Here is a 21,693-nt window from a genome sequence, read left to right as displayed (position 1 = left end):
ATACAGGATATCCGGCCCCGGTGAAGGCGTGGCCGGGCATGCCCGCCAACGAAAAACGCGGGCCCGAGGACCCGCGCTTCGTGAACGTGATGCTGCCTTGCCGGGCCGCTCAGTAGGGGCGGCCGTAGAGCGGCGAGGTCGGGTCCAGCCGGTCGACGAAGGAGAGGTCGACGTTGCGGATCGCCGAGGAACGGGCGCCGATGAACGGCCCGTTGGTGATCGGATCCGGCAGGATGCCGCGGCCGAAGCGGTCCGTCGGGCCGTAGGGCGGGGTCAGCTGGTTGGACGCCGCGATCAGGTAGGGGTTCAGGGCCGGGTTGCGCGAGCCGCCGGCGCCCGGAACGTTCGAGGTCAGCGGCACGTTACCGGCATCGAGCCAGCTGCGCGGGCGCACTCGGATCGGGAGCGGCCGGCTGACCCGGTAGATCGGGCCGGGGACGTAGCCATCCTGAGCCTGGGCGGGCGCGGAGGCCAGGGCGCCGAGGCCGGTGGCGGCGACGACGCCGAGAAGGGCGATCTTGAGCGAGCGCATGGCCAACCTTGTCCTTGAGTGCCATCAGTATGGCGACCGAAGCTTAACAGTTCGCCGCCTTTGACGATAAGACGCTTGGGCGAGGCTGTTGTTCCGCCCTTATGGCTGAGCTTGTGCGTTTTGCCACACTCCGGCCTCATTTTTTATTTTGCGGCCGCCGGATTAACGATCCGACCCTCCCGGGAGGCTCTGTCGCGGCCGATGCCGGGCACGCGCCCGCCGGATCGGGCGCGACCGAGAAGGCCGCCGTCGTGGCGGCATCGGCGAGGTCGACGAGGCTCAGCGCGTCGAGCATGCAGCCGAGGGCCTGCGGCTCCGGCGGGCGCGCGAGGGGCGCGCAGAGCCATCCGTCGAGCTGGAAAGCCGTGTCGCGCGTGACGAAGCCGGTGCAGGTCCGCTGCGCGGGGCCCGCGAAGGTCAGCTCCAGGGTCTCGACCGCACCGAACTTCGTGCGGATCTGATCGCGGGCGCCGGTCCGGGCCACCGCCAGGGCCGGCCGGTCGAGGGCCGGACCGTTCGCGGCGCGCCGGGCCATGAGGACGAAGAGCGTCGGCGGTGCGCCCGAGCGGGGCCCGCGGGTGAGCTGGACCCGCAGGACCGGCGCCTCGATCGCCGCGACGTCGCCCCGGATGAGGGTGTCCTCGCGCAGCCCGGTCCGCGGATCGACGCGGGCGGACACGCGCACCGGATCGAGCCCGGGTTCCGCGAGCCCGAACTGGGCGACCGAGGCCGCGGGCGGTGCCGGCGAGGCCTGGACCGACGGGACGAAGGCGGTCTCCGCGGCCGGCGGCGGCGCGGGCGCGGAGGTCGGGTTCTCGCCGGGCCAGCGGGGGAGGGCCCACAGGACGGCAATCGCCGCCGCGGCGAGGGCGATGCGCAGGCCGAGAGATCCCGGGGAGACCGGGGCGTCCGGCGCGCGCGCGGCCCGGCCGCCCGGCACGCCGAGCCCGATCCGATCGACGAGGGGCGCTGTTCCGGTCAGGGTCGTGCTCCGTGGCGGCGGGAGGCCGCGGGGTGGACGCCAGCGTCGCGCCGAAGGATTGAATTCCCTCTGCCGGCCCGAGACCGTCACCGGGTTTCCGGAGGCAGGGTGAATCGAGTGTTGCGCCGTCGGCGGCCTTGACAGCACGCGCCCTTGCGCGCCTTGCTCGACCCGGCCGTCGCCCCCACCTCCGCGGAGGACGGGGTCTGCGGCCGCGCCCGTTTGGCGGGCGCGTCCGGCACGAACGATCCTTCGGCCGATTGTACTGGCACAGGCGCGGCACCCGGATCGGTCGGGGTTTTCCGCGCGGAGACGAGAGATGGGTTACAAGGTCGCCGTCGTCGGCGCCACGGGCAACGTGGGCCGCGAGATGCTCGATATCCTGGCCGAGCGGGCTTTCCCCGCCGACGAGGTCGTGGCGCTGGCCTCGCGCCGCAGCCAGGGTCAGGAAGTCTCCTACGGCGACAAGACGCTCAAGGTCAAAACGCTGGACACGTACGACTTCTCCGACACCGACATCTGCCTGATGTCGGCCGGCGGCGAGGCGTCGAAGGAGTGGTCGCCCCGCATCGGCCAGCAGGGCTGCGTGGTCATCGATAACTCGTCGGCGTTCCGCTACGACGCCGACGTGCCGCTGATCGTGCCCGAGGTGAACGCCGACGCGGTGGTGGGCTTCACCAAGCGCAACATCATCGCCAACCCGAACTGCTCGACCGCCCAGCTGGTCGTCGCGCTGAAGCCCCTCCACGAGGCGGCCACGATCAAGCGCGTCGTCGTGTCGACCTACCAGTCGGTCTCCGGCGCCGGCAAGGAGGCGATGGACGAGCTGTTCAACCAGACCCGCGCCGTGTTCACCGCCGGCGAGATCAAGCAGGGCGGCAAGTTCACGAAGCGCATCGCCTTCAACGTCATCCCCCACATCGACGTGTTCATGGAGGATGGCTACACGAAGGAAGAGTGGAAGATGGTCGCCGAGACCAAGAAGATGCTCGACCCGAAGATCAAGCTGACGGCGACCGCCGTCCGCGTGCCGGTCTTCATCGGTCACGCGGAATCGGTGAACGTCGAGTTCGAGCAGCCGCTCACCGCCGAGAAGGCGACCGAGATCCTGCGCGCCGCCCCCGGCGTGCTGGTGATCGATAAGCGCGAGAACGGCGGCTACATGACCCCCCACGAGGCGGCCGGCGAGGACGCGACCTACATCTCGCGCATCCGCGAGGACGCGACGGTGGAGAACGGCCTGAACTTCTGGTGCGTCTCGGACAACCTGCGCAAGGGCGCGGCCCTCAACGCGATCCAGATCGCCGAGGTGCTCGTCAATCGTAAGCTGCTGAACCGCGCCAAGCGCGCCGCCTGAGACTGTTTCCTCTCCCGCTGGGGGAGGGGGCTCTGTCCGACGGATCCTCGGGACACGGTCCCGAGGATCCGTCACGGCTCGGGATCGTGACGCGGATCGGTGGTGCGGACCTTCCGTCCGCGACGTGTCCGCACTGCGTGCGCGGGCCGGCTGTTCATAGCCGAGAGGCTTCGCGGCCGCTCGTTGAGCGCCGCGACCATTCCGGTCATCGACGGCCCGAAGCGGGCCGGGGGACGGTTCACCGACGCCCGATCGCTGTTACCGACCGTCGCCTCGTCGAACACCGCTGTGCGGCTCCGTCGGATGCGGCAGGCGCGGACCGGGCGGACTTCTCGCCGCCCGTTCCGGCTACGCCATGCCGAGGGCTTGCATGTAGAGCTCGAGGATCGCCTCCTGCTCCTGGCGCTCGCTGTGGTCCTGCTTGCGGATGCGCAGGATCGTCCGGACGGCCTTCGCGTCGAAGCCCCGGCCCTTCAGTTCGGCGAACACCTCCTTGATGTCGCCCATGATGCCGGCCTTCTCCTCCTCGAGACGCTCCAGGCGCTCGATGAACTGCTTCAGCTCGTCCGCGGCCACGCCCTCGGCCGACGAGACGTCGCCGCCGGGCCGCTGCGCGGCGGTGGGCATCGAATGGGCGTTCATGGGGCTCTCCCGAATGCACGGCGCGGTTGCGCCCTGGACCCGTGGTTAACGGGCCCGCCTTACCGGAAGCTTAGCCGATTCGCCGCCGTCCGGCCGCCGCATCAATGGTCCCTGATCAATGGTCCTTGGCCTGCGCGGCCGAGAAGCCCGCCTGCTGCTCCGCACTCGCCTCCGTCTGGAAGCGCGCCTTCCACTCGGCGTAGGGCATCCCGTAGACCGCCTCGCGGCTCTCGTCCTTGGTCAGCGCGACGCCCGTCTCGTCGGCGGCGTCCTTCAGCCAGTTCGACAGGCAGTTCCGGCAGAAGCCCGCCAGGTTCATCAGGTCGATGTTCTGCACATCCGTCCGGTTGCGCAGATGCGCGACGAGGCGGCGGAAGACCGCGGCCTCGAGTTCCGTCTGGGTCCTGGGATCGATCTCGCTCATCGGTCGCAACTCTCTTCGGGTCGGGCGGGCCACACCCGATTTCGGGGCCGGCCCGGCGGAGATCAAGCCGCGAGCAGCGGGCGCAGCACGCGGGCGAAGCGCGCCGCCCACTCCGCCTGGCCGTCCGCGCCGGCGATCAGGTCCTGGCGGATCTCCACCAGGGCGTTCGCGAGGCCGCGCGCGGTGGCGTGGCGGTCGATCGTGTCGCCCGGCAGGCCGCCGCCGTAGGGCGCGTTGTCGCCGACGGTGAGCCCGGCCGGATCGGCCTCCAGCGCGCGGATCAGCGGGCGGGCGAAGCGGTCGTCCCGGTCGTACAGGATCCCGACCTGCCAGGGCCGCGCGATCCCGCGCCAGTAGGGCGTGAAGCTGTGCATGGTCAGGAGCACGGGCGGCCGGCCCGCAGCCTGGGCGGTGGCGATCGCGTCGTCGATGGCCGCGTCGAACGGCGCGTAGAACCGCGCGATCCGGGCCTGCTTCCCGGCCTCGTCGATCCGGGCATTGCCCGGCACGACGGCGCCGTCGGACAGGCGCATCACCAGGGTCGGATCGGCGCGCCCGCGATTCGGGTCGATGATGAGGCGGGAGAAGTTCGTCAGGATCGCCGGGGCGCCGAGCTGCGCCGCGAGGCTCCGCGTCACCGCCGCCGCGCCGATGTCGTAGGCGATGTGCCGGGCGTATTCCGACGCGGGCACGCCGAGCGCGATGTCCGGCGGCACGAAGTTCGAGGCGTGGTCGCAGGCGATGACGAGGCCGCAGGCGGGGTCGCCGGGAATGATCTCGCAGGGATGCGCGGGCGTTACGGCCGATTCTGTCTCCGGACGGGTCACGGGGCTCCGAGGTCTTCAGAGAGGTCTTCAGATCTGTGCGAGGGCACCGATGGCGCTTGCCGTCGCGCGGCCGCTCGGGCAGATCACCTATCAAGGATCGTGCGCTCACGGCAAGAAACGGGCCCGCCGCCCAGGGAAGAAACGGGCGGGGATCGCGCGACACAATGGAGAGAGGAGCCCGTTTGACGCCATGACCGACACCGTTCCGCCCGTCACCGACGCGGCCACCCGGGACCAGCGCGCGCTCCTCGATTCGATCCTCACGGCCGCGATCCGCGCCGCCCATCCGGATCTCTGCCTGCCGCCGCACCTGCCGGAGCCGAGCCCGGGCCGCCTGATCATCCTCGCCGCCGGCAAGGCCGCGGGCAGCATGAGCGCCGTGGCGAGCCGCTTCTACCGGCAGAAGCACGGGCTGGGTGACGACCGGATCGTCGGCCTCGCGGTGGCGCGGCACGGCTACGGGCAGGAGGCGCCGGGCATCCACATGGTCGAGGCGGGCCACCCGGTCCCCGATGAGGCCGGCATCTCGGCAACCCGCGAAGCGCTGCGGCTCGCCACCGAGGCCGGGCCCGACGACGAGGTCCTGGTGCTGCTCTCGGGCGGCGGCTCGGCCAACTGGATCGCCCCCGCCGGCGACCTCACGCTGATCGAGAAGCAGGCGATCACCCGGGCGATGCTCCGGTCCGGCGCGCCGATCGGCGAGATCAACACGGTGCGCAAGCACATCTCGCGGATCAAGGGCGGCCGCCTGGCCCTCGCGGCCCGCAATGCCCGGCGAATCCTGACGCTGGCGATCTCCGACGTGCCGTTCGACGATCCGGCGGTGATCGCCTCCGGGCCGACCGTGCCCGATCCGTCGACCCTGGCCGATGCCCGGGCCATCTGCGAGAAGCGCGGCATCCCGCTGCCCGAGGAGGCGGTGCGCCTCCTGAACGACCCCAACAACGAGACGCCGAAGGCCGGCGATCCCGCCTTCGCCCGCGCCGAGTACCGCATCATCGCCCGGCCGATCGACGCCCTGAACGCCGCCGCCGAGGCGGCCCGCGCGGCCGGCTACGAGCCGATCCTGCTGGGCGCCGACCTGGAGGGCGAGGCCCGCGAGGTCGCGGCTGAGCACGCGGCCGAGGCCAAGCGCCACAAGGCGGCCGGCAAGCGCGTCGCGCTGATCTCCGGCGGCGAACTCACCGTCACCATCCGCGGCGAGGGCCATGGCGGCCCGAACCAGGAATACGCCCTGGCGCTGGCGGTCGCGCTCGACGGCGAGCCCGGCATCTTCGGCATCAGCGCCGACACCGACGGGACCGACGGCGGGCGGGGGCTCGCCACCGACCCGGCGGGCGGCCTCGTCGACCCCACGACCCTCGAACGGGCCCGGGCCGCCGGCCTCGACCCGGCCGCGATGCTGGAGCAGAACGACTCCACCGCCTTCTTCGCGGCCCTCGGCGACCTCGTGAACCCCGGTCCGACCTGTACCAATGTCAACGACTGCCGCATCATCCTCGTCAATTAGCTCTCGCGTCTCGGCGGCTCAGCTCCTCCCGGCAGTCACGGTCCTCGGCCTCGCGCTCCTCGGCGCGAGCCCCGCCAAGGCGGACCTGCGCCTGTGCAACCAGACCGCCAGCAAGGTCGGGATCTCGCTGGGCTACCGCGATCCCCAGGGCTGGGTGACGGAGGGCTGGTGGGATCTGGCGCCGAAGGCCTGCGAGACGCTGCTCAAGGGCGCGCTGGCCGCGCGGTTCTACTACGTCTTCGCGGTCGACTACACGCGCGGCGGCGAGTGGAGCGGCCGTTCGCTGATGTGCACCCGCGATTCGGAGTTCACGATTCGCGGCATCGAGGATTGTCTCGCCCGCGGCTACGACCGCAACGGCTTCTTCGAAGTCGACACCGGCGAGCAGAAGAGCTGGACCATCCAGCTCACGGATCCGAACCGGCCGGACGCGCCGGCGAAACCGTAATGTGAAGGCGGCGGCCGAGACTGCGGTCTTGACGCTGTCCGGCCCGAGATGCTCACAGCCGATCTGCGCTCCCTGAGCCAGATCTTTCAACCGCCGGCGCTCGACGCCGCGCGGCAACGAGAACACGGAGGAAATACGCTTGAAACGGTCACGCCGCACGAAGATCGTCGCCACCCTCGGTCCGGCCTCCGATTCGCCGGAGATGATCGAGCGGCTGTTCCGCGCGGGCGTCGACGTATTCCGGCTCAACATGAGCCACCTGCCGCGCGAGAAGCTGCCCGAAAAGGTGGAGGCGATCCGCACCATCGAGCGCGAGGCCAAGCGGCCGATCGGCATCCTGGTCGACCTGCAGGGACCCAAGCTGCGGCTCGGCACCTTCGCGGAGGGCGCCGCGATGATCGAGGCCGGTGCCACCTTCGTGCTCGACGGCGACCCGACCCCCGGCGACGCCGCGCGCTGCCACCTGCCGCATCCGGAGATCCTCGAGGCGCTGGAGCCGGGCCACGCCATCCTGGTCGACGACGGCAAGCTGCGGCTGACCGTGCTCGAGACGGCGCACAACCGGGCCGTGACCCGCGTCGAGGTCGGCGGCCGGATCTCGAACCGGAAGGGCGTGTCCCTGCCGCACACCGTGATCCCGGTGCCGGCGATGACCGACAAGGACCGGGCCGACCTCGATGCCGGCCTGAACGCCGGCGCCGACTGGATCGCCGTCTCGTTCGTCCAGCGGCCCGAGGACGTGGCCGAGGTGAAGAAGGTCTGCGCCGGCCGCGCCCTGGTGATGGCCAAGATCGAGAAGCCGCAGGCGCTGGCGCGCCTCGACGAGATCATCGAGATCTCCGACGGGCTGATGGTCGCCCGCGGTGACCTCGGCGTGGAGATGCCCCTGGAGCAGGTGCCGGGCGTGCAGAAGCGCATCACCCGCGGCGCCCGGCGCTACGGCAAGCCGGTGGTCGTCGCCACCCAGATGCTCGAATCCATGATCACCGCGCCGGTGCCGACCCGGGCCGAGGTCTCCGACGTCGCCACGGCGGTCTACGAAGGGGCGGACGCCGTGATGCTCTCCGCGGAGAGCGCCTCGGGCGCCCACCCGATCGGGGCGGTGGAGACCATGAACCGCATCGCCGAGCAGGTGGAGCGGGACGCGATCTACTGGTCGATCATCCGGGCGCAGAGCGCGACCCCCGACGAGACGGCCGCCGACGCCATCGCGGCGGCGGCGCACCAGATGGTCGACGCGCTGAGCCTCGACGCGATCATGGCCTGGACCAATTCCGGCTCGACGGCCCTGCGCCTGTCGCGCGAGCGCCCGAACGCCACCGTGATCGCGCTGACGCCGCGGCGCGAGACCGCCCGCCGCCTCGCCCTGGCCTGGGGCACGCACCCGATCGTCACCAAGGACGCGAGCGACGTGGACGACATGTCGTTCCGCGCCGCCAAGTTCGCGGTGCGCGAGAAGTTCGCTGCCGTGGGGGACCGGGTGATCGTCGTGGCCGGCCTGCCGTTCGGCACGCCGGGCGCCACCAACCTCGTGCGGCTGACCTTCATCACCCGCGAGCACGCCGAGAAGGCCTGACGGCACCCGGCTAGGAGAGCGGGACCGGCCGGCGCGTCAGTGCGCGACGGCCGGCTCCGGACCGGCCGCGCCCGTCGCGCCGGCCAGCCGGGCGACCTCCTCGGCGACCCGATCGGCGGCGACGTACTGGAGCATGTGGCCGATGCCCGGCAGCAGTACCAGCCGCGCGCCGGGGATCGCGCGGGCCAGCGGCACCGCCTGCGTGTCGGCGCGGACGATCGGGTCCGCCTCACCGGAGATTACCAGGGTGGGCACGCGGATCGCGCCGTAGCGTGGGCTCTGTGCCGCCAGGGCGCGCGGCAAGCCGAGCAGGTCCTGGACGTTGGCGAGGAGCGTTCCGGGCCGCAGGACCAGGTCCGACCGCGCCAAGTCCGGGTAATCCGTCCGCGGCGGTTGCGGCTGGAAGACCCGGCGCGCCGCCTCGGGCAGGAAGTGTCGCGCGATGGGCGGCCCGACCGTCCGGCTGAGCAGCCACGCCACCGGCGGGGTCACGGCGAGCCGCCAGTACCAGGGCAGATCGGGCATCCGGTCCGGCATGGGCATCGCCACCGGCGCCGCGAGGGCGAGGGCAGAGACCCTGTCCGGGTGGTCCAGGACGAGGGCCAGGGCGAGGGCGCCGGCCCAGGAATGGCCGAAGACGAGCGCCGGGCCGACACCCATCCGCTCCAGCGCCTCGGCGATCAGGGCGGCCTGCGCGGCCGGGGGCGCGGCGTCGCCGCCGCCGATCCGGTCGCTCCAGCCGAAGCCCGGCCGGTCGAACGCGATGACCCGGAAACCCCGCGCCGCGAGCCGGCGGCCGATCCCCTCCATCGGATCCGACGCGTTGGCCGAAGCGCCGTGCAGGAGCACGACGGGCGGCCCGTCGGCCGGGCCGTCCTGCAGGGTCGCGAGGCGGCCGCCGGTCACCGCCACGAACGGGCCGGCCGGCGGGTTGGCTGCGCCGACCCGCAGGGTGATGATTAGCGTCGCCAGCGCGCCGGCCGCGAGGACGAGCCCGGCGAGGGCGAGGGGCAGGGCCAGGAGGGTGAGGAGGACGGCGGTCACCCGGCTCACAGGTCGCGGCCGTCGACCTCCGGAGTGAGGCGGTTGATCGCCTCGCCGATCTTCTCCATCTGCGGGTAGAGCGCCCGCGCCCGCCGGAAGGCGGCGAGCGCCCGCGCCTTGTCGTCGAGCGATTCGTAGATCCGGCCCATCGCGGCCCAGGCCTCGAAGTGGCGCGGCTCCAGCACCAGGGCCCGCTGCAGGTCCGCCAGGGCGTCGTCCTTGTCGGACAGGAGCCAGAACACCGTCGCGCGCCGGTTCCAGCCCTCCGACCAGTTCGGCTCGAGGGCGGTGACGCGGTCCATCAGCTCGGCCGCCAGGGGGAAGTCGTGTGCGGTGACCGCCTGACGGGCGCGATCAGTGAGGAGGTCGGCGGTCGGGCTGCCCGACCCAGCCATGCGCCGCTCGATCAGCCGGGCGATGCCCTTGGCCTCGGCCGGGTCCTCGCTGGCGCGCAGGCGGGCGAACAGGTCGTCCAGGCTCGGCGGCTTGGGCGCCGGCTTCCCCTCGGGCGCGGCGCGGCCGGAACGCCCGGCCTCCGGGGCCGCCCGCGCCGCCGGGATGTCCAGGGCGAGGGCCGACAGGCAGACCAGGGCGGCGAGGAGGCGGGTCGGCGTCATGCGGCCAGACTGTGCGCCGGCCCGGGATCCGTCAACGTGCCGCGGTGCCGCGCGCATGCGGAAACGGCCGCGCCCCTTCGGGTACGGCCGTCCCAACGTCGATCGTCGTCCGACCCGGCCTGACCGGGCGGAGCGGCCTCAGCCCTGGCGGGCCTTGAAGCGCTTCTGGGTCTTGTTGATCACGTAGACCCGGCCCTTGCGGCGCACGAGCTGGTTGTCGCGGTGGCGGCCACGCAGGGACTTGAGGGAGTTGCGGATCTTCATGGGTCTCTCGAGCCCGGAGGGCCGTCCGTTGTGTAGGGTGTCGGGAACGTGGTCACGAGGCTGGACGCGGGGTCGCGTCCGGCGATCACGGCTCACGCATCGCGGGATGGCGCGGCCATATCAGGATTCGCCCCCGGAAGGCAAGGCGCGCCGGGCATCGAGCGGAGGGGGGGCGGCTCAGTGAACCCTGTCGAGATCCGGCACCGCCGGTGCCAGCACGAGCTGCCGGCCGATCTCGTGCAGCAGCACGTCGAGCAGCGGCTTCAGGCGCTCGAACCCCGGCTGGGGCAGGCCGTCCTCGGCGGCGTTGTAGAGGGCCAGGGCCATCTCGGCGACCCGGTCGATGCCGCCGGCCGCCACGTCGGTCGCGCAGAAGGCGGATTCGTCGAGGAAGCCGTCGCGGCCGCACTCGGTCACGTCGATGACGATCCCGTGGGCCTCGCTGACGCCGCCCTGCGCGTCGAGGATGAAGCGGCCGCGCGCGAGGATCCACCGGACCTCGCCCGGCTCCGGGACGGTCCGGTACTGCGCGATGTACAGGCCGCCCTGCCGGCGGAGGTCATCGAGGGTCGACGCGATCCGACGCTGATCCTCCGGGTGGATGCGGTCCAGGAAGCTTCCGAAGGTCGTGCCGCTGCCGCTTCTCGTCCTGGGCAGGCCCAGCATCGTCGCGGCGACGGGGTCGCACCGCAGAACATCGTCGGCGATGTGCCAGGTCCAAGTCCCGACATCCGACACAGCGAGCGCGCGCGCCACACTGCTGCCGCCCCGCCGCTTCGTGCGCACGCCGACGCCCACAGGCTCGATCTCCAGCCATTTTCAGGCGGTCTGCCCAGACCGCTTCGTTGGTCGACACAATACTGAGATCACGAATGCGGCACAACGCGCGAGTTCTGCAGGGCTGAGCTGTATCGCACCGGTATCGGTCGGATCAGGGACGATGGTAAACGCCGGTCAATATCCCCTTCGCGAGGACCTGACCGCGCATGGCCTCGATCAGCGCGCCGCGACCCGGCGCCTCGGCGAGGGCGAGGGGCTGACGCAGCGCGTAGATCTGGAAGAGGTACGGGTGAGGCCCGTGGCCGGTGGGCGGGTCCGGCGGCAGCCACTCCGCGCGCAGGAAGCTGTTCCGGCCCACGGCCTCCAAGGTGCCCGCGTGGCCGGGCCCCGGCAGCGCGCCCTCCGGCAGACCGGCGGGCTCCGGCGGGACCGACCAGGCGATGAGATGGACCAGCGGCCGGGGCGTCGGGCTGCCCGCATCCTCCACGAGGAGGACGAGGGCGGCGGTACCCGCCGGCAGCCCGCTCCAGGCGAGGGGCGGCGACACGCCCGCGCCGTCGGCCGTGAAGCGCGCGGGCAGGTCCGCCCCGTCGGCGAAGGCCGGGCTCGACAGCGTCACGGTCTCGGGCACGTCGGGGAAGTCCGCGCGGGACGTCGTCTTCTCCAGGCCCGCCTTCAGCCCCGACAGCGCCTCGCCGAGCACACCGGGAATCTTCTCGAGCATCGCCGCCTCCTCCGCCGCGATGGCAACGGCGGAGGAGGCGGCCCGTTCACGCCGACCGCTCGGCCGCGACCATGTAGTTCACCGCCTTGTCGCGGCTGGTGCGCCACCCGTCCGTCAGCGGGTTGTAGACGACGCCGACCGTGTCGGTGACGTCGAGGCCGCCGGCCCGGATCGCGCGGGCGAGCTCGTCCGGCGTCACGAACTTCTCCCAGTCGTGCGTGCCGCGCGGCAGCCAGCCGAGCACGTACTCGGCCCCGACGATGGCGAGCGCGAAGGAGCGCAGCGTGCGGTTGAGGGTGGCCCCGAACAGCATTCCGCCGGGCTTCACCGCCGCGCAGGCGGTCCGCACGAAGGCCGGCATGTCGGAGACGTGCTCGACGACCTCCATGATCAGCACCGCGTCGAAGCTCTCGCCGCCGGCGACCACCGCCTCGATGGTCTGTCCGCGGTAATCCACCGGCACCCCGGCCGACTCGGCGTGGGCCCGGGCCACCGCGACGTTCTGCTCGGCCGGGTCGAGGCCGGTCACCCGGGCGCCGAGCCGGGCTAGCGGCTCCGAGAGCACGCCGCCGCCGCAGCCGACGTCGCAGATCGTCAGCCCGTCGAGGGGGAAGGGCGCCTTCGGGTCGCGGCCGAACCTGCGGCAGAGGGCGTCGCGGATGTAGGTGAGCCGCACCGGATTGAACCGGTGCAGGACGCGCATCGGGCCGGTCTCGTCCCACCACGTGGCGGCGAGCGCGTCGAAGCGCGCGACCTCGCCGCGGTCGACGAACCCTTCCGTGACCCGGTCCGTGGCTGACCTGTCCATGCGTGTTCCGTCCTCATGCCGGCGGGTGGGATCCAGCGCGCGGCGTCGTGCCTGCTTCGTGCCCGCGCTCTAGCACGGCGATCGCCCGGAAGTCGCCGCGGCGCGCGGGCGCCATGCTTGGCCGGTTGTTGACACTCCTCCGGGCCGCTTGTACCCGCCGGGCACCGTCCGGACGGGGCTGCAGCGGCCCGTCCAATCGCCACCGGGAACCCGCGACCGAGAGACCATGCCCCGTCTGGTGATGAAATTCGGCGGCACCTCCGTCGCCAACGTCGACCGCATCCGCAACGTGGCGCGCCACGTCGCCCGCGAGGTGGCGGCCGGCTACGACGTCGCCGTCATCGTGTCCGCCATGTCGGGCAAGACCAACGAACTGGTCGACTGGGTCAAGGACGCGAACCCGATCTACGATCCGCGCGAGTACGACGCCGTCGTGGCGTCCGGCGAGCTCGTCACCGCCGGCCTCCTGGCGATCGCCCTGCAGAAGGACGGGCTCAAGGCCCGCTCCTGGCAGGGCTGGCAGGTCCCGGTCGTGACGTCGGACGCGCACGGCTCGGCCCGCATCGCCGACATCGACCCGAAGAATCTCGAGGCGGGCTTCGCCAAGGGCGAGGTCGCGGTCATCGCCGGCTTCCAGGGCGTCCACGACGAGACCGGCCGGGTGACGACGCTGGGCCGCGGCGGCTCCGACACCTCCGCGGTGGCCGTGGCGGCCGCGATCGGGGCCGAGCGCTGCGACATCTACACGGACGTCGACGGCGTCTACACCACCGATCCGCGCATCGTCCCGAAGGCCCGTCGCATGGAGCGGGTCACCTTCGAGGAGATGCTGGAGATGGCCTCGCTGGGCGCCAAGGTGCTGCAGGTCCGCTCGGTGGAGCTCGCCATGGTCCACCGGGTGCCGACCACGGTCCGGTCCTCCTTCGATCCGCCGGACGCCGCGCGCCCGGGCACCCTCATCTGCGACGAGGACGACATCGTGGAACAGCAGATCATCACCGGGATCGCCTTCTCCCGGGACGAGGCGCAGATCACCCTGCGCAAGGTCAAGGACAGCCCGGGCGTCGCCGCCGCGATCTTCGGACCGCTGGCGGATGCCAACATCAACGTGGACATGATCATCCAGACCGTGTCGGGCGACCAGTCGACCACCGACATGACCTTCACGGTGCCGTCCGCCGAGTACGAGCGGGCCCGCAAGATCCTCGACGAGGCCCGCGCGCAGATCGGCTACGCGCAGATCGAGGGCGCCACCGACGTGGTGAAGGTCTCGGCGATCGGCGTCGGGATGCGCAGCCACGCGGGCGTCGCCGCCAAGGCGTTCCGGGCGCTCGCCGAGAAGGGCATCAACATCCGCGCGATCACCACCTCGGAGATCAAGTTCTCCGTGCTGATCGACGCCGCCTATACGGAGCTTGCCGTGCGCACGCTTCACTCGCTATACGGCCTGGATCAGGCCTGAGCCTGGGACGCGGGTTCGAGCGGGGCGCGTGGTGTGAACTGAACAGTCACGGGCCGATCCGCCGATCCCAGAACGCCTCTGGGACCAGCGACCCGGTCCATCCGGCGCCGGCCGTCCCGGGTCTGGCGCCAAGGTTGCAGGGTGGTCGACGCCAAGGCCGCTCACCGACGCTGGAACGACGAACCGATGCCCGCTGCGCCCGGAGGCCCGCGCCTGCTGCTGCGCCGCCTCCGCGAAGCGATGGCGGAGCCGGTCAGCCCCCAGGCGCGCCTCGACCGCATCGTCGTCCTGATCGCCGCCAACGTGGTGGCCGAGGTCTGCTCGGTCTACGTGCTGCGCGACGACAACACCCTCGAGCTGTTCGCCACGGAAGGTCTGAACCGCGAGGCGGTGCACCAGACCCGCATGCGCACCGACGAGGGCCTCGTCGGCCTCATCGCGCGCACGGCGGAGCCGCTCTCGCTCTCGGACGCCCAGAACCACCCGGCCTTCTCGTACCGGCCTGAGACGGGCGAGGAGGCCTACCACGCCTTCCTGGGCGTCCCGCTCCTGCGCGCCGGCAACACGCTCGGCGTCCTGACGGTCCAGAACAAGACTTACCGCGTCTACTCCGAGGAGGAGATCGAGGCGCTCCAGACCACCGCCATGGTGCTCTCGGAGATGATCGCGTCGGGCGAGCTGGAGGGGCTCGCGCCGGACGCCGGCACCGCGGCCCGCCGCCCGGTCCTGGCCCGGGGCATCGCCCTCGCGGACGGCATCGGCCTCGGTTACGTGGTGCTGCACGAGCCCCGCGTCGTCGTGAAGACGCTGATCGCCGAGAACGTCGAGCGCGAGGTCGCGCGCCTCGACGCGGCGATCGAGGAGGTCCGCTCGGCGATCGACGCCCTGGTGGAGCGCGGCGACCGGATCGGCACGGCGGAGTCCCGCGAAGTGCTCGAGACCGTCCGGATGTTCGCCCACGACAAGGGCTGGCTCCGCCGGATGCGCGAGGCCGTGGGCTCGGGCCTGACCGCGGAGGCCGCGGTCGAGCGGGTCCAGTCGGACAACCGCGCCCGGATGATGCGGCAATCGGATCCGTACCTGCGCGAGCGGCTGCACGATCTCGACGACCTCGCCAACCGCGTCCTGCGCACGCTCATCGGCCCCGAGGCGGCCGGCGCCCTCGTGCTGCCCGAGAACGCCATCCTGGTGGCGCGCACCATGGGGCCGGCGGCGCTCCTGGACTACGAGGCCTCGACCCTGCGCGGAATCGTCCTGGAAGAGGGCGGTCCGACCAGCCACGTCGCCATCGTCGCCCGGGCGCTCGGCATCCCGGCTGTGGGCGAGGTCGAGAACGCCACCGCCCTGTGCGACGCCGGCGACGCGATCATCGTCGACGGCGTGGCCGGCGAGATCCATGTCCGGCCCGGTCCCGAGGTCGAGGCCGCCTACGCCGAAATGGTGCGCCTGCGCGCCCGCCGGCAGGAGCAGTACAGGGCGCTGCGCGACGTCCCGGCCCAGACCCGCGACGGCGTGCGCGTCGGCCTGCACCTCAACGCCGGCCTGCTGGTGGACTTCAGCCACCTGCAGGAGACGGGGGCCGAGGGCGTCGGCCTGTTCCGCACCGAACTGCAGTTCATGGTGGCGCAGCGCATGCCGTCGGCGGCCGAGCAGGAGGAGCTGTACCGCAAGGTCTTCGCGGCCTCGGCCGGCAAGTCCGTCACGGTCCGCACCCTCGACATCGGCGGCGACAAGATCCTGCCCTACATGGCCAAGCTCGAGGAGGAGAACCCGGCGCTGGGCTGGCGGGCGATCCGCATCGGCCTCGACCGGCCGGCGCTGCTGCGCATGCAGCTGCGCGCCCTCCTGAAGGCCGCCGACGGCGACCCGCTCAAGATCATGTTCCCGATGGTCGCCACGGTGGACGAGTTCGTGCGCGCCCGCGGCATCGTCGAGCGCGAGAAGGCCTACCTCAAGCGCCACGGCTACCGGCTCCCGACCGATTGCCGCCTCGGCGCGATGATCGAGGTGCCGTCGCTCCTGTTCCAGATCGACGAGATCGCCAAGGAGGCCGACTTCCTCTCGGTCGGCTCGAACGACCTGATGCAGTTCCTGTTCGCGGTGGACCGCGAGAACCGGCGGGTCGCCGACCGGTTCGATCCGCTGAGCGTCGCGGCGCTGCGCGCGTTCCGCCTGATCGCCGAGCGGGCCAACGCGGCCTCCTGCCCGGTGACGGTGTGCGGCGAGATCGGCGGCCGGCCCCTCGACGCCATGGCGCTGATCGGCCTCGGCTACCGACAGCTGTCGATGTCGCCCGCCGCCATCGGCCCGGTCAAGGCGATGGTGCTGAGCCTTGACGCGGCCGCGATCGCCGCGCTGATCGACGCCGAGATGGCGCGGATGCACGACGGCGATTCCCTGCGCCCGGCGCTGACGGCCTTCGCGCACGCGCACGGCATCCCTATCTAAGCGCGAACGCGACCCTTGCCGAACATTCGGCCGGGGTTGTACGGCAACGCCACGACGATTTCGGTCGACGCGCCGCGGCTTCCGCTCTCGGACGGACGAGGCGTGGATTTGGGGGACGTCCTGCCGGGTCCTACACCCTCCAAGCCACGCAGCTCCGTCCCGCAGGACGAGACGCGCGCCCGGCCCGGAACCGCACGCGCAGACCTGCAGAAACACGGGCGATGATCCCCTTTCCCACCGAGCGCCTCGACGCCATCCTGGCGCGGCACGACATCGTCACCGCGCAGCTCGCCTCCGGCGAGATCGATCCCGAGACGGTGGTCCAGCTCTCCCGCGAGCTGTCCGACCTCGACCCGGTCGTGGCGGCGATCCGCGCCTACCGCGCCGCCCTGGAGAACCTCGCGGGCGTCGAGGCCCTGATCGACGAGCCCGGCACGGATCCGGAGATGCGGGCCCTCGCCGCCGAGGAGAAGCCGGAGGCGCAGGAGGCGCTCGAGGCCGCCCACCGGGACCTCCAGCTGCTGCTCCTGCCCAAGGATGCCGCCGACGAGAAGAGCGCGATCCTGGAGGTCCGCGCCGGGACCGGCGGCGACGAGGCCGCGCTGTTCGCCGGCGACCTGTTCCGGATGTACGCGAAGTACGCCGAGTCGAAAGGATGGCGGGTCGAGGTGATCTCCGAGAGCGAGGGCACGGTCGGCGGCTTCCGCGAGGTCGTGGCCGAGGTGAAGGGCCGGGGCGTGTTCGCCCGGCTCAAGTTCGAGAGCGGCGCCCACCGCGTCCAGCGTGTGCCCGATACCGAGACGCAGGGCCGGATCCACACCTCCGCCGCCACCGTCGCGGTGCTCCCGGAGGCCGAGGAGGTCGACATCCACGTCAACGACGCGGACCTGAAGATCGACACGATGCGGGCCCAGGGCGCGGGCGGCCAGCACGTCAACAAGACGGAATCGGCGATCCGGATCACGCACCTCCCGACCGGCATCGTGGTCTTCGTCCAGGAGGAGCGGTCGCAGCACAAGAACCGGGCCCGTGCCATGGCGCTCCTGCGGGCGCGGCTCTACGACGCCGAGCGCAGCGCCAAGGATTCGGCCCGGGCGGCCGACCGCAAGGCGCAGGTCGGCTCCGGCGACCGCAGCGAGCGGATCCGGACCTACAACTTCCCGCAGGGCCGCGTGACCGACCACCGGATCAACCTGACCCTCTACAAGCTCGAGGAGGTGATGGCCGGGACCGCCCTCGACGAGGTGGTGGACGCCCTCATCACCGAGCACCAGGCGGAATTGCTGGCCGCCGAGGGCATGGCCTGATCCGCGCCGTGACGCCGGACGTGATGCAGGACATGACCCGCCGCGAGGCGCTGCGCGCGCTGACGGCGCGCCTGCACGCCGGTGGCGTCGCCGAGGCGGCGGGCGACGCCCGGTTCCTGCTGCTCGGCCTCCTCGGCCTGGAGACCCGCGACCTGCTGATCGAGGGAGATCGCCGCGTCGGCGCGGCGGGTGCGGCCGCCCTCGCGGCGGCGCTGGCCCGGCGGCTCGCCGGCGAGCCGGTCGCCCGCATCCTCGGCGCCTGGGAGTTCTGGGGCCTGCCGTTCCGGCTGGGCCCCGACACGCTCGTGCCGCGCCCGGACACGGAGATCCTGGTCGAGGTCGCGCTGGCGGCGCGGCCCGAGCGCGCCGCGCCGCTCCGCTGCCTGGACCTCGGGACCGGGACGGGCTGCATCCTGACGGCCCTCCTGTCCGAGCGGCCGCGGGCCACCGGCGTCGGGCTCGACCGCTCCGAGGGCGCCCTGCACGTCGCCCGGGACAACGCCGTCTTGAACGCCGTCGACGACCGGGCGCGCTTCGTCGCCGGCGACTGGTGCGACGCCCTGCGCGGCCGCTTCGACCTCGTGGTCTCGAATCCGCCCTACATCGCCCGCGCCGTGATCGCGTCCCTGGCGCGCGAGGTCCGCGGCCACGACCCGGAGGCCGCCCTCGACGGCGGCACCGACGGACTCGACGCCTACCGGCGGATCCTGGACGGCGCGGGCGCGCGTCTCGCCCCGGGCGGCCTGCTCGTGCTCGAGATCGGCTACGATCAGGCGGCGGCCGTCACGGAGCTCGCGCGCGCCGCCGGCTATCGCGAGCGCGGGCTGACCCGCGATCTTGCCGGTCATGACCGAGTCCTGTGTTTCGACCGGCCGGAGGGTCTTTTATCCGGCCACAGGGATGCCTAAGTCTGGGTCGACCATCCCGGCACCGAAAAATTGCTTGTTGCATCAACCGGGGAACGCTAGAGTCGGCTTGAAGATCGCGAACCGTCCGTTAAGACGGACGGCTGTAAGGTCGGTGGTGACCATGGGTCGCCGATTGGTTCGCTGATCCCCCTAACCCGTCGAACCAGAACGCGCCGGTGCCAGCGCGGCGGGACGACACATTCGAACCTGACAATCGACTGAGGATCGGCGGCCTTCACCGGGCGCCCGGTTCGAAGGGTGGTCAGGCAGACGCGCGGACCGAAGAGCGGTCCCACGCGCGGCGCCGCCGGATGCGCTTGGCCGGTTCGCGCCACGAGATCCGCCCGGGCGCCTCCGTAGACAGTCGTTTGCGTGAACGAGGGTCATAACAGACCGATGAGACCAAACCAGAATCGACGGATGCGCGGCCGGAACCGGCCGAAGGGTCCGAATCCGCTGACGCGCTCCTACGAATCCAACGGTCCCGACGTCAAAATCCGCGGCACCGCGCAGCACATCGCCGACAAGTACGCGCAACTCGCGCGGGATGCCCTTGCCGCCGGCGATCCGGTCGCCGCCGAAAACTACTTTCAGCACGGCGAGCACTACTTCCGTATTGTCTCCGGTGCGCAGGACCAGAATCGACCGGCTAACACCGGTGGCTATGCCAGTCGTCCCTACGACGACGACATGGACGAGGGCGACGACGACGCCCAGGGCAATGGCGGGTCGCAGAACGGTCACGCCTATAACGGCTACGACGACAACGATCCCGGCCAGCAGCCGCAGCCCTACGAGAGCCGTCCGGAGGGGAATCAGGACGGCCGCCAGGGCCGCGACCGGTTTCAGAACCGCGACCAGCGCCGGTTCGACAACAACGGCCGTCAGGACTACCGGCGCCAGGACCAGCCGCGTCAGGATTATCAGCGCCAGGACTACCAGCGGCAGGATTATCGCCAAGAGAACCGGCAGGATCGTCAGGACCGCCAGGATTACGGCCGTCCGGACTACCGCCAGGAGCGGCACGAGGGCCGGCCGGATCGCCAGGACCGTCCGGACAATCGGCAGGATGGCCGCCAGGACGCGCGTCCGGACAACCGTCAGGACAATCGCGGCGACCAGGGCCGCTACGAGAACGGGCGCGGCGATGCCCCGCGCGCCGAGGCCCGTCCCGAGGCTCGCCCGGAGCGGGCGCCCCGCGCCGAGGCCGCACCGCGCCGCGAGCGCCGCCGCGAGGCCGCGCCCGCCGCGGAGGCCGAGGAGCCCACGGGCCTGCCGGCTTTCCTGATGGCGCCCGCGCGCCCCGCGCCCGCGGTCGAGCCGTCGAGCGCTCCCGAGCCCGAGGCGGCGGCCGACGAGGCTCCGGCCGCCAAGCCCCGCCGCCGTCGGCGCCCGCGCTTCGAGAGCGCCGCTGACGAGGGCGGCGCCACCACGCCGGCGGCGGACGTGCCGACCGAGTGATCCGACATCGCGGATGACGTCGAAGCGAGGCCGTTCCGGGGAACCGGGGCGGCCTTCTTCATTTGCGGCTCAGCGCGCAGACCGCCGCGCGGCCTTCCAGTCCGGGTAGGCGTGCATGCGGTGGATCAGGCGGCGACGCCGGCCGATCTCGCCGAACGGCGCGATCTCCCAGTCCCAGGCTTCCGGCGCGGGCGGCAGCGTGATCCCGAACAGCAGGTCGGCGCTGTTGACGGTCCGGCCCGCCCGGTCCTCCTCGCGCTGCACCGTGTCGGTGATCAGGCAGACGCGCTCGACGCGCCCGGCGAGCGCGTCGAGCGCCGCCAGGTGGGTCTCGACGAGGTGCGCGCCGAGTCGCGGGGGGGCCTCGCGGCCCCGGGTCTCGTGGGCCTCGATCGGGAGGAGCGGGATCTGCGACAGCAGATTCGCCGAGACGATCAGGTCGGCGTCCGCGCAGAGGTCGGCCCAGGCCCCCGCGAGACCGGCGCTGATCTCCGCGGTCGCCAGCGCGACGTTCGGGACGCGGCGGGCGGCGAGGCGCGCTGGCCAGGGATGGACGGCGTCCACGAGGCTGACCCGGTCGAACAGGCGGGCGAGGGCGTCGAGCGGCACGTCGTCGAGCAGGCCCGAGCCCAGCACCACCGCGTGCCGGCGCTGCCGGGTCGCTTCGGCCGCCGCCGCGATCACGGACCGGGCCCGCGCGAGGTGCGGCGCCCAGGCCGCCCGGCAGCGGCGCGAGCGGGCGTGGAGCAGGCCGCTCTGGCGGACATAGCCGAGCCGGCGCAGGGGAAGCGGCGCCGGGTTGAGGACGGACAGGGTCCAGGCGAGGAGCATCGCCGGGCGGCTCAGCCCTCGTCGGCGGACGCCGCCCGGCCCGGCGCGCCCCGGTAGCCGGTCGCCAGGACGTAGAGCTCGCTCGAATCGGCCCGGCTCGCGGCGGGCTTGACGTGCCGGACCGTGGCGAAGTCGCGCTTCAGGTCGGTGAGCAGCGCGCCCTCGGTGCCGCCCTGGAGCACCTTGGCGAGGTAGGCGCCCCCGGGGCCCAGGATCTCGCGGGCGAACTCCGCCGCCGTCTCGGCGAGGCCGATGATCCGCAGGTGGTCGGTCTTCTTGTGGCCGGTGGCGTTGGCGGCCATGTCGGACATGACGAGGTCGGCGGGGCCGCCGAGCATGCCGGTCAGCCGGTCAGGCGCCTCGGGATCGAGGAAGTCCAGGGTGATGAACTCGACCCCGGCCATCGGCTCGATCTCCAGGAGATCGATGCCCACGACGCGGCCCGTCGGCCCGACCACCCGCGCGGCCACCTGCGACCAGCCCCCCGGCGCGGCGCCGAGGTCCACGATCTTCTGGCCGGGCCGCAGGAGCTTGTAGCGCTCGTCGATCTCCAGGAGCTTGTAGGCCGCCCGCGACCGGTAGCCCTCGCGCTTGGCGCGGGCCACGTAGGGATCGTTGAGCTGGCGCTCGAGCCAGCGCTTCTGGGACAGGGTCCGTCCGCGGCCGGTCTTCACCCGCTGCTTCAGTTCGCCTCGGACACCGCCGCCGGAACTCGCGCCGCCGCGCCGGTCGCTCATCGCG

Annotated in this window: 23 protein-coding genes; 9 read left to right on the top strand and 14 right to left on the bottom strand. The window is 72.3% G+C overall.

What is annotated here, in order from left to right; all coding sequences use genetic code 11:
- Positions 1-109: 109 nt before the first annotated feature.
- Both C4T42_RS03220 and C4T42_RS03215 read right to left on the bottom strand, forming a co-directional pair.
- On the bottom strand, positions 110-532 hold the full coding sequence (locus C4T42_RS03220; RefSeq protein WP_020091493.1) for a hypothetical protein: 423 nt from the start codon (positions 530-532) through the stop codon (positions 110-112).
- Between the two features lie 136 nt (positions 533-668).
- The gene (locus tag C4T42_RS03215; protein ID WP_103984714.1) at positions 669-1,472 is read right to left on the bottom strand and encodes a hypothetical protein; all 804 of its coding nucleotides are present in this window, start codon (positions 1,470-1,472) and stop codon (positions 669-671) included.
- A 361-nt stretch (positions 1,473-1,833) separates the two neighbouring features.
- Between C4T42_RS03215 and C4T42_RS03210 the strand changes: the two genes are divergently transcribed.
- Positions 1,834-2,871 carry an aspartate-semialdehyde dehydrogenase gene (locus C4T42_RS03210; RefSeq protein ID WP_020091495.1) on the top strand — a complete coding sequence of 346 codons (1,038 nt, stop codon included), beginning with the start codon at positions 1,834-1,836 and terminating at the stop codon, positions 2,869-2,871.
- Positions 2,872-2,942: 71 nt separating this feature from the next.
- Here C4T42_RS03210 and C4T42_RS03205 read toward each other — a convergent pair whose 3' ends face one another.
- The 4 genes from C4T42_RS03205 to C4T42_RS03190 all read right to left on the bottom strand — a co-directional run bounded on the left by C4T42_RS03205 (position 2,943) and on the right by C4T42_RS03190 (position 4,764).
- Positions 2,943-3,155: a hypothetical protein gene (locus tag C4T42_RS03205; protein ID WP_042675209.1), complete on the bottom strand. Its 213-nt coding sequence runs from the start codon at positions 3,153-3,155 to the stop codon at positions 2,943-2,945.
- Between the two features lie 64 nt (positions 3,156-3,219).
- Entirely contained in the window at positions 3,220-3,498 is a 279-nt protein-coding gene (locus C4T42_RS03200; RefSeq protein WP_026604676.1) for a DUF2312 domain-containing protein, read from the bottom strand.
- Positions 3,499-3,628: 130 nt separating this feature from the next.
- The gene (locus C4T42_RS03195; RefSeq protein WP_020091496.1) at positions 3,629-3,937 is read right to left on the bottom strand and encodes a DUF1244 domain-containing protein; all 309 of its coding nucleotides are present in this window, start codon (positions 3,935-3,937) and stop codon (positions 3,629-3,631) included.
- Positions 3,938-3,999: 62 nt separating this feature from the next.
- A complete protein-coding gene (locus C4T42_RS03190; RefSeq protein WP_042675211.1) occupies positions 4,000-4,764 on the bottom strand; it encodes an N-formylglutamate amidohydrolase in 765 nt (254 codons plus the stop codon).
- A gap of 190 nt (positions 4,765-4,954) precedes the next feature.
- Between C4T42_RS03190 and C4T42_RS03185 the strand changes: the two genes are divergently transcribed.
- The 3 genes from C4T42_RS03185 to pyk all read left to right on the top strand — a co-directional run bounded on the left by C4T42_RS03185 (position 4,955) and on the right by pyk (position 8,298).
- Positions 4,955-6,274, top strand: a complete 1,320-nt coding sequence (locus tag C4T42_RS03185) for a glycerate kinase (RefSeq protein ID WP_042675212.1) — start codon at positions 4,955-4,957, stop codon at positions 6,272-6,274.
- Complete coding sequence (locus tag C4T42_RS03180; RefSeq protein ID WP_170868104.1) at positions 6,240-6,722, top strand: DUF1036 domain-containing protein; 483 nt, start codon at positions 6,240-6,242, stop codon at positions 6,720-6,722. The genes C4T42_RS03185 and C4T42_RS03180 overlap by 35 nt, the downstream gene beginning before the upstream one ends.
- A gap of 139 nt (positions 6,723-6,861) precedes the next feature.
- Positions 6,862-8,298 carry a pyruvate kinase gene (gene pyk, locus C4T42_RS03175; RefSeq protein WP_056521857.1) on the top strand — a complete coding sequence of 479 codons (1,437 nt, stop codon included), beginning with the start codon at positions 6,862-6,864 and terminating at the stop codon, positions 8,296-8,298.
- Between the two features lie 36 nt (positions 8,299-8,334).
- Here the strand turns inward: pyk and C4T42_RS03170 are convergent, their stop codons facing one another.
- The 6 genes from C4T42_RS03170 to ubiG form a co-directional block, all read right to left on the bottom strand.
- Positions 8,335-9,351, bottom strand: coding sequence for an alpha/beta hydrolase (locus tag C4T42_RS03170; protein ID WP_042675219.1), 1,017 nt, complete (start codon positions 9,349-9,351; stop codon positions 8,335-8,337).
- The gene (locus C4T42_RS03165) at positions 9,348-9,959 is read right to left on the bottom strand and encodes a tetratricopeptide repeat protein (protein WP_103984713.1); all 612 of its coding nucleotides are present in this window, start codon (positions 9,957-9,959) and stop codon (positions 9,348-9,350) included. The genes C4T42_RS03170 and C4T42_RS03165 overlap by 4 nt, the downstream gene beginning before the upstream one ends.
- Before the next feature lie 138 nt (positions 9,960-10,097).
- On the bottom strand, positions 10,098-10,223 hold the full coding sequence (gene ykgO, locus C4T42_RS03160; protein WP_003601867.1) for a type B 50S ribosomal protein L36: 126 nt from the start codon (positions 10,221-10,223) through the stop codon (positions 10,098-10,100).
- A gap of 177 nt (positions 10,224-10,400) precedes the next feature.
- Positions 10,401-10,979 (bottom strand): PAS domain-containing protein, encoded by a 579-nt coding sequence (locus tag C4T42_RS03155; RefSeq protein ID WP_244540678.1) that lies wholly within the window; start codon positions 10,977-10,979, stop codon positions 10,401-10,403.
- 175 nt (positions 10,980-11,154) lie between these two features.
- On the bottom strand, positions 11,155-11,727 hold the full coding sequence (locus C4T42_RS03150) for a YbhB/YbcL family Raf kinase inhibitor-like protein (protein ID WP_042675224.1): 573 nt from the start codon (positions 11,725-11,727) through the stop codon (positions 11,155-11,157).
- Between the two features lie 46 nt (positions 11,728-11,773).
- Positions 11,774-12,535, bottom strand: a complete 762-nt coding sequence (ubiG, locus tag C4T42_RS03145) for a bifunctional 2-polyprenyl-6-hydroxyphenol methylase/3-demethylubiquinol 3-O-methyltransferase UbiG (RefSeq protein WP_042675225.1) — start codon at positions 12,533-12,535, stop codon at positions 11,774-11,776.
- A 226-nt stretch (positions 12,536-12,761) separates the two neighbouring features.
- Here ubiG and C4T42_RS03140 point away from each other — a divergent pair, with 226 nt between their 5' ends.
- From C4T42_RS03140 to C4T42_RS03120, 5 genes are all read left to right on the top strand, one after another.
- A complete protein-coding gene (locus tag C4T42_RS03140; RefSeq protein ID WP_091924411.1) occupies positions 12,762-13,997 on the top strand; it encodes an aspartate kinase in 1,236 nt (411 codons plus the stop codon).
- Between the two features lie 186 nt (positions 13,998-14,183).
- Entirely contained in the window at positions 14,184-16,445 is a 2,262-nt protein-coding gene (gene ptsP, locus C4T42_RS03135) for a phosphoenolpyruvate--protein phosphotransferase (RefSeq protein WP_020091506.1), read from the top strand.
- A gap of 221 nt (positions 16,446-16,666) precedes the next feature.
- Positions 16,667-17,752: a peptide chain release factor 1 gene (prfA, locus tag C4T42_RS03130; RefSeq protein ID WP_056521837.1), complete on the top strand. Its 1,086-nt coding sequence runs from the start codon at positions 16,667-16,669 to the stop codon at positions 17,750-17,752.
- 8 nt (positions 17,753-17,760) lie between these two features.
- A complete protein-coding gene (gene prmC / locus C4T42_RS03125; protein ID WP_042671976.1) occupies positions 17,761-18,660 on the top strand; it encodes a peptide chain release factor N(5)-glutamine methyltransferase in 900 nt (299 codons plus the stop codon).
- A gap of 420 nt (positions 18,661-19,080) precedes the next feature.
- On the top strand, positions 19,081-20,121 hold the full coding sequence (locus C4T42_RS03120; RefSeq protein ID WP_091924413.1) for a DUF4167 domain-containing protein: 1,041 nt from the start codon (positions 19,081-19,083) through the stop codon (positions 20,119-20,121).
- Between the two features lie 69 nt (positions 20,122-20,190).
- Here C4T42_RS03120 and C4T42_RS03115 read toward each other — a convergent pair whose 3' ends face one another.
- Complete coding sequence (locus tag C4T42_RS03115; protein WP_042671979.1) at positions 20,191-20,952, bottom strand: hypothetical protein; 762 nt, start codon at positions 20,950-20,952, stop codon at positions 20,191-20,193.
- Positions 20,953-20,963: 11 nt separating this feature from the next.
- Entirely contained in the window at positions 20,964-21,689 is a 726-nt protein-coding gene (locus C4T42_RS03110) for an RlmE family RNA methyltransferase (protein ID WP_020091511.1), read from the bottom strand.
- Between the last annotated feature and the right edge of the window lie 4 nt (positions 21,690-21,693).

This window comes from Methylobacterium sp. 190mf (assembly GCF_900107945.1).
Classification (GTDB): domain Bacteria; phylum Pseudomonadota; class Alphaproteobacteria; order Rhizobiales; family Beijerinckiaceae; genus Methylobacterium.
This window is presented reverse-complemented; position numbering and strand designations above follow the sequence as displayed.

Coding starts and splice junctions, on each gene's coding strand:
- C4T42_RS03220 (WP_020091493.1), bottom strand. CDS start 532: ATGCGCTCGCTCAAGATCGCCCTTCTCGGCGTCGTCGCCGCCACCGGC.
- C4T42_RS03210 (WP_020091495.1), top strand. CDS start 1,834: ATGGGTTACAAGGTCGCCGTCGTCGGCGCCACGGGCAACGTGGGCCGC.
- C4T42_RS03200 (WP_026604676.1), bottom strand. CDS start 3,498: ATGCCCACCGCCGCGCAGCGGCCCGGCGGCGACGTCTCGTCGGCCGAG.
- C4T42_RS03195 (WP_020091496.1), bottom strand. CDS start 3,937: ATGAGCGAGATCGATCCCAGGACCCAGACGGAACTCGAGGCCGCGGTC.
- C4T42_RS03185 (WP_042675212.1), top strand. CDS start 4,955: ATGACCGACACCGTTCCGCCCGTCACCGACGCGGCCACCCGGGACCAG.
- C4T42_RS03180 (WP_170868104.1), top strand. CDS start 6,240: ATGTCAACGACTGCCGCATCATCCTCGTCAATTAGCTCTCGCGTCTCG.
- C4T42_RS03165 (WP_103984713.1), bottom strand. CDS start 9,959: ATGACGCCGACCCGCCTCCTCGCCGCCCTGGTCTGCCTGTCGGCCCTC.
- ykgO (WP_003601867.1), bottom strand. CDS start 10,223: ATGAAGATCCGCAACTCCCTCAAGTCCCTGCGTGGCCGCCACCGCGAC.
- C4T42_RS03150 (WP_042675224.1), bottom strand. CDS start 11,727: ATGCTCGAGAAGATTCCCGGTGTGCTCGGCGAGGCGCTGTCGGGGCTG.
- ubiG (WP_042675225.1), bottom strand. CDS start 12,535: ATGGACAGGTCAGCCACGGACCGGGTCACGGAAGGGTTCGTCGACCGC.
- C4T42_RS03140 (WP_091924411.1), top strand. CDS start 12,762: ATGCCCCGTCTGGTGATGAAATTCGGCGGCACCTCCGTCGCCAACGTC.
- ptsP (WP_020091506.1), top strand. CDS start 14,184: ATGCCCGCTGCGCCCGGAGGCCCGCGCCTGCTGCTGCGCCGCCTCCGC.
- prfA (WP_056521837.1), top strand. CDS start 16,667: ATGATCCCCTTTCCCACCGAGCGCCTCGACGCCATCCTGGCGCGGCAC.
- C4T42_RS03120 (WP_091924413.1), top strand. CDS start 19,081: ATGCGCGGCCGGAACCGGCCGAAGGGTCCGAATCCGCTGACGCGCTCC.
- C4T42_RS03115 (WP_042671979.1), bottom strand. CDS start 20,952: ATGCTCCTCGCCTGGACCCTGTCCGTCCTCAACCCGGCGCCGCTTCCC.
- C4T42_RS03110 (WP_020091511.1), bottom strand. CDS start 21,689: ATGAGCGACCGGCGCGGCGGCGCGAGTTCCGGCGGCGGTGTCCGAGGC.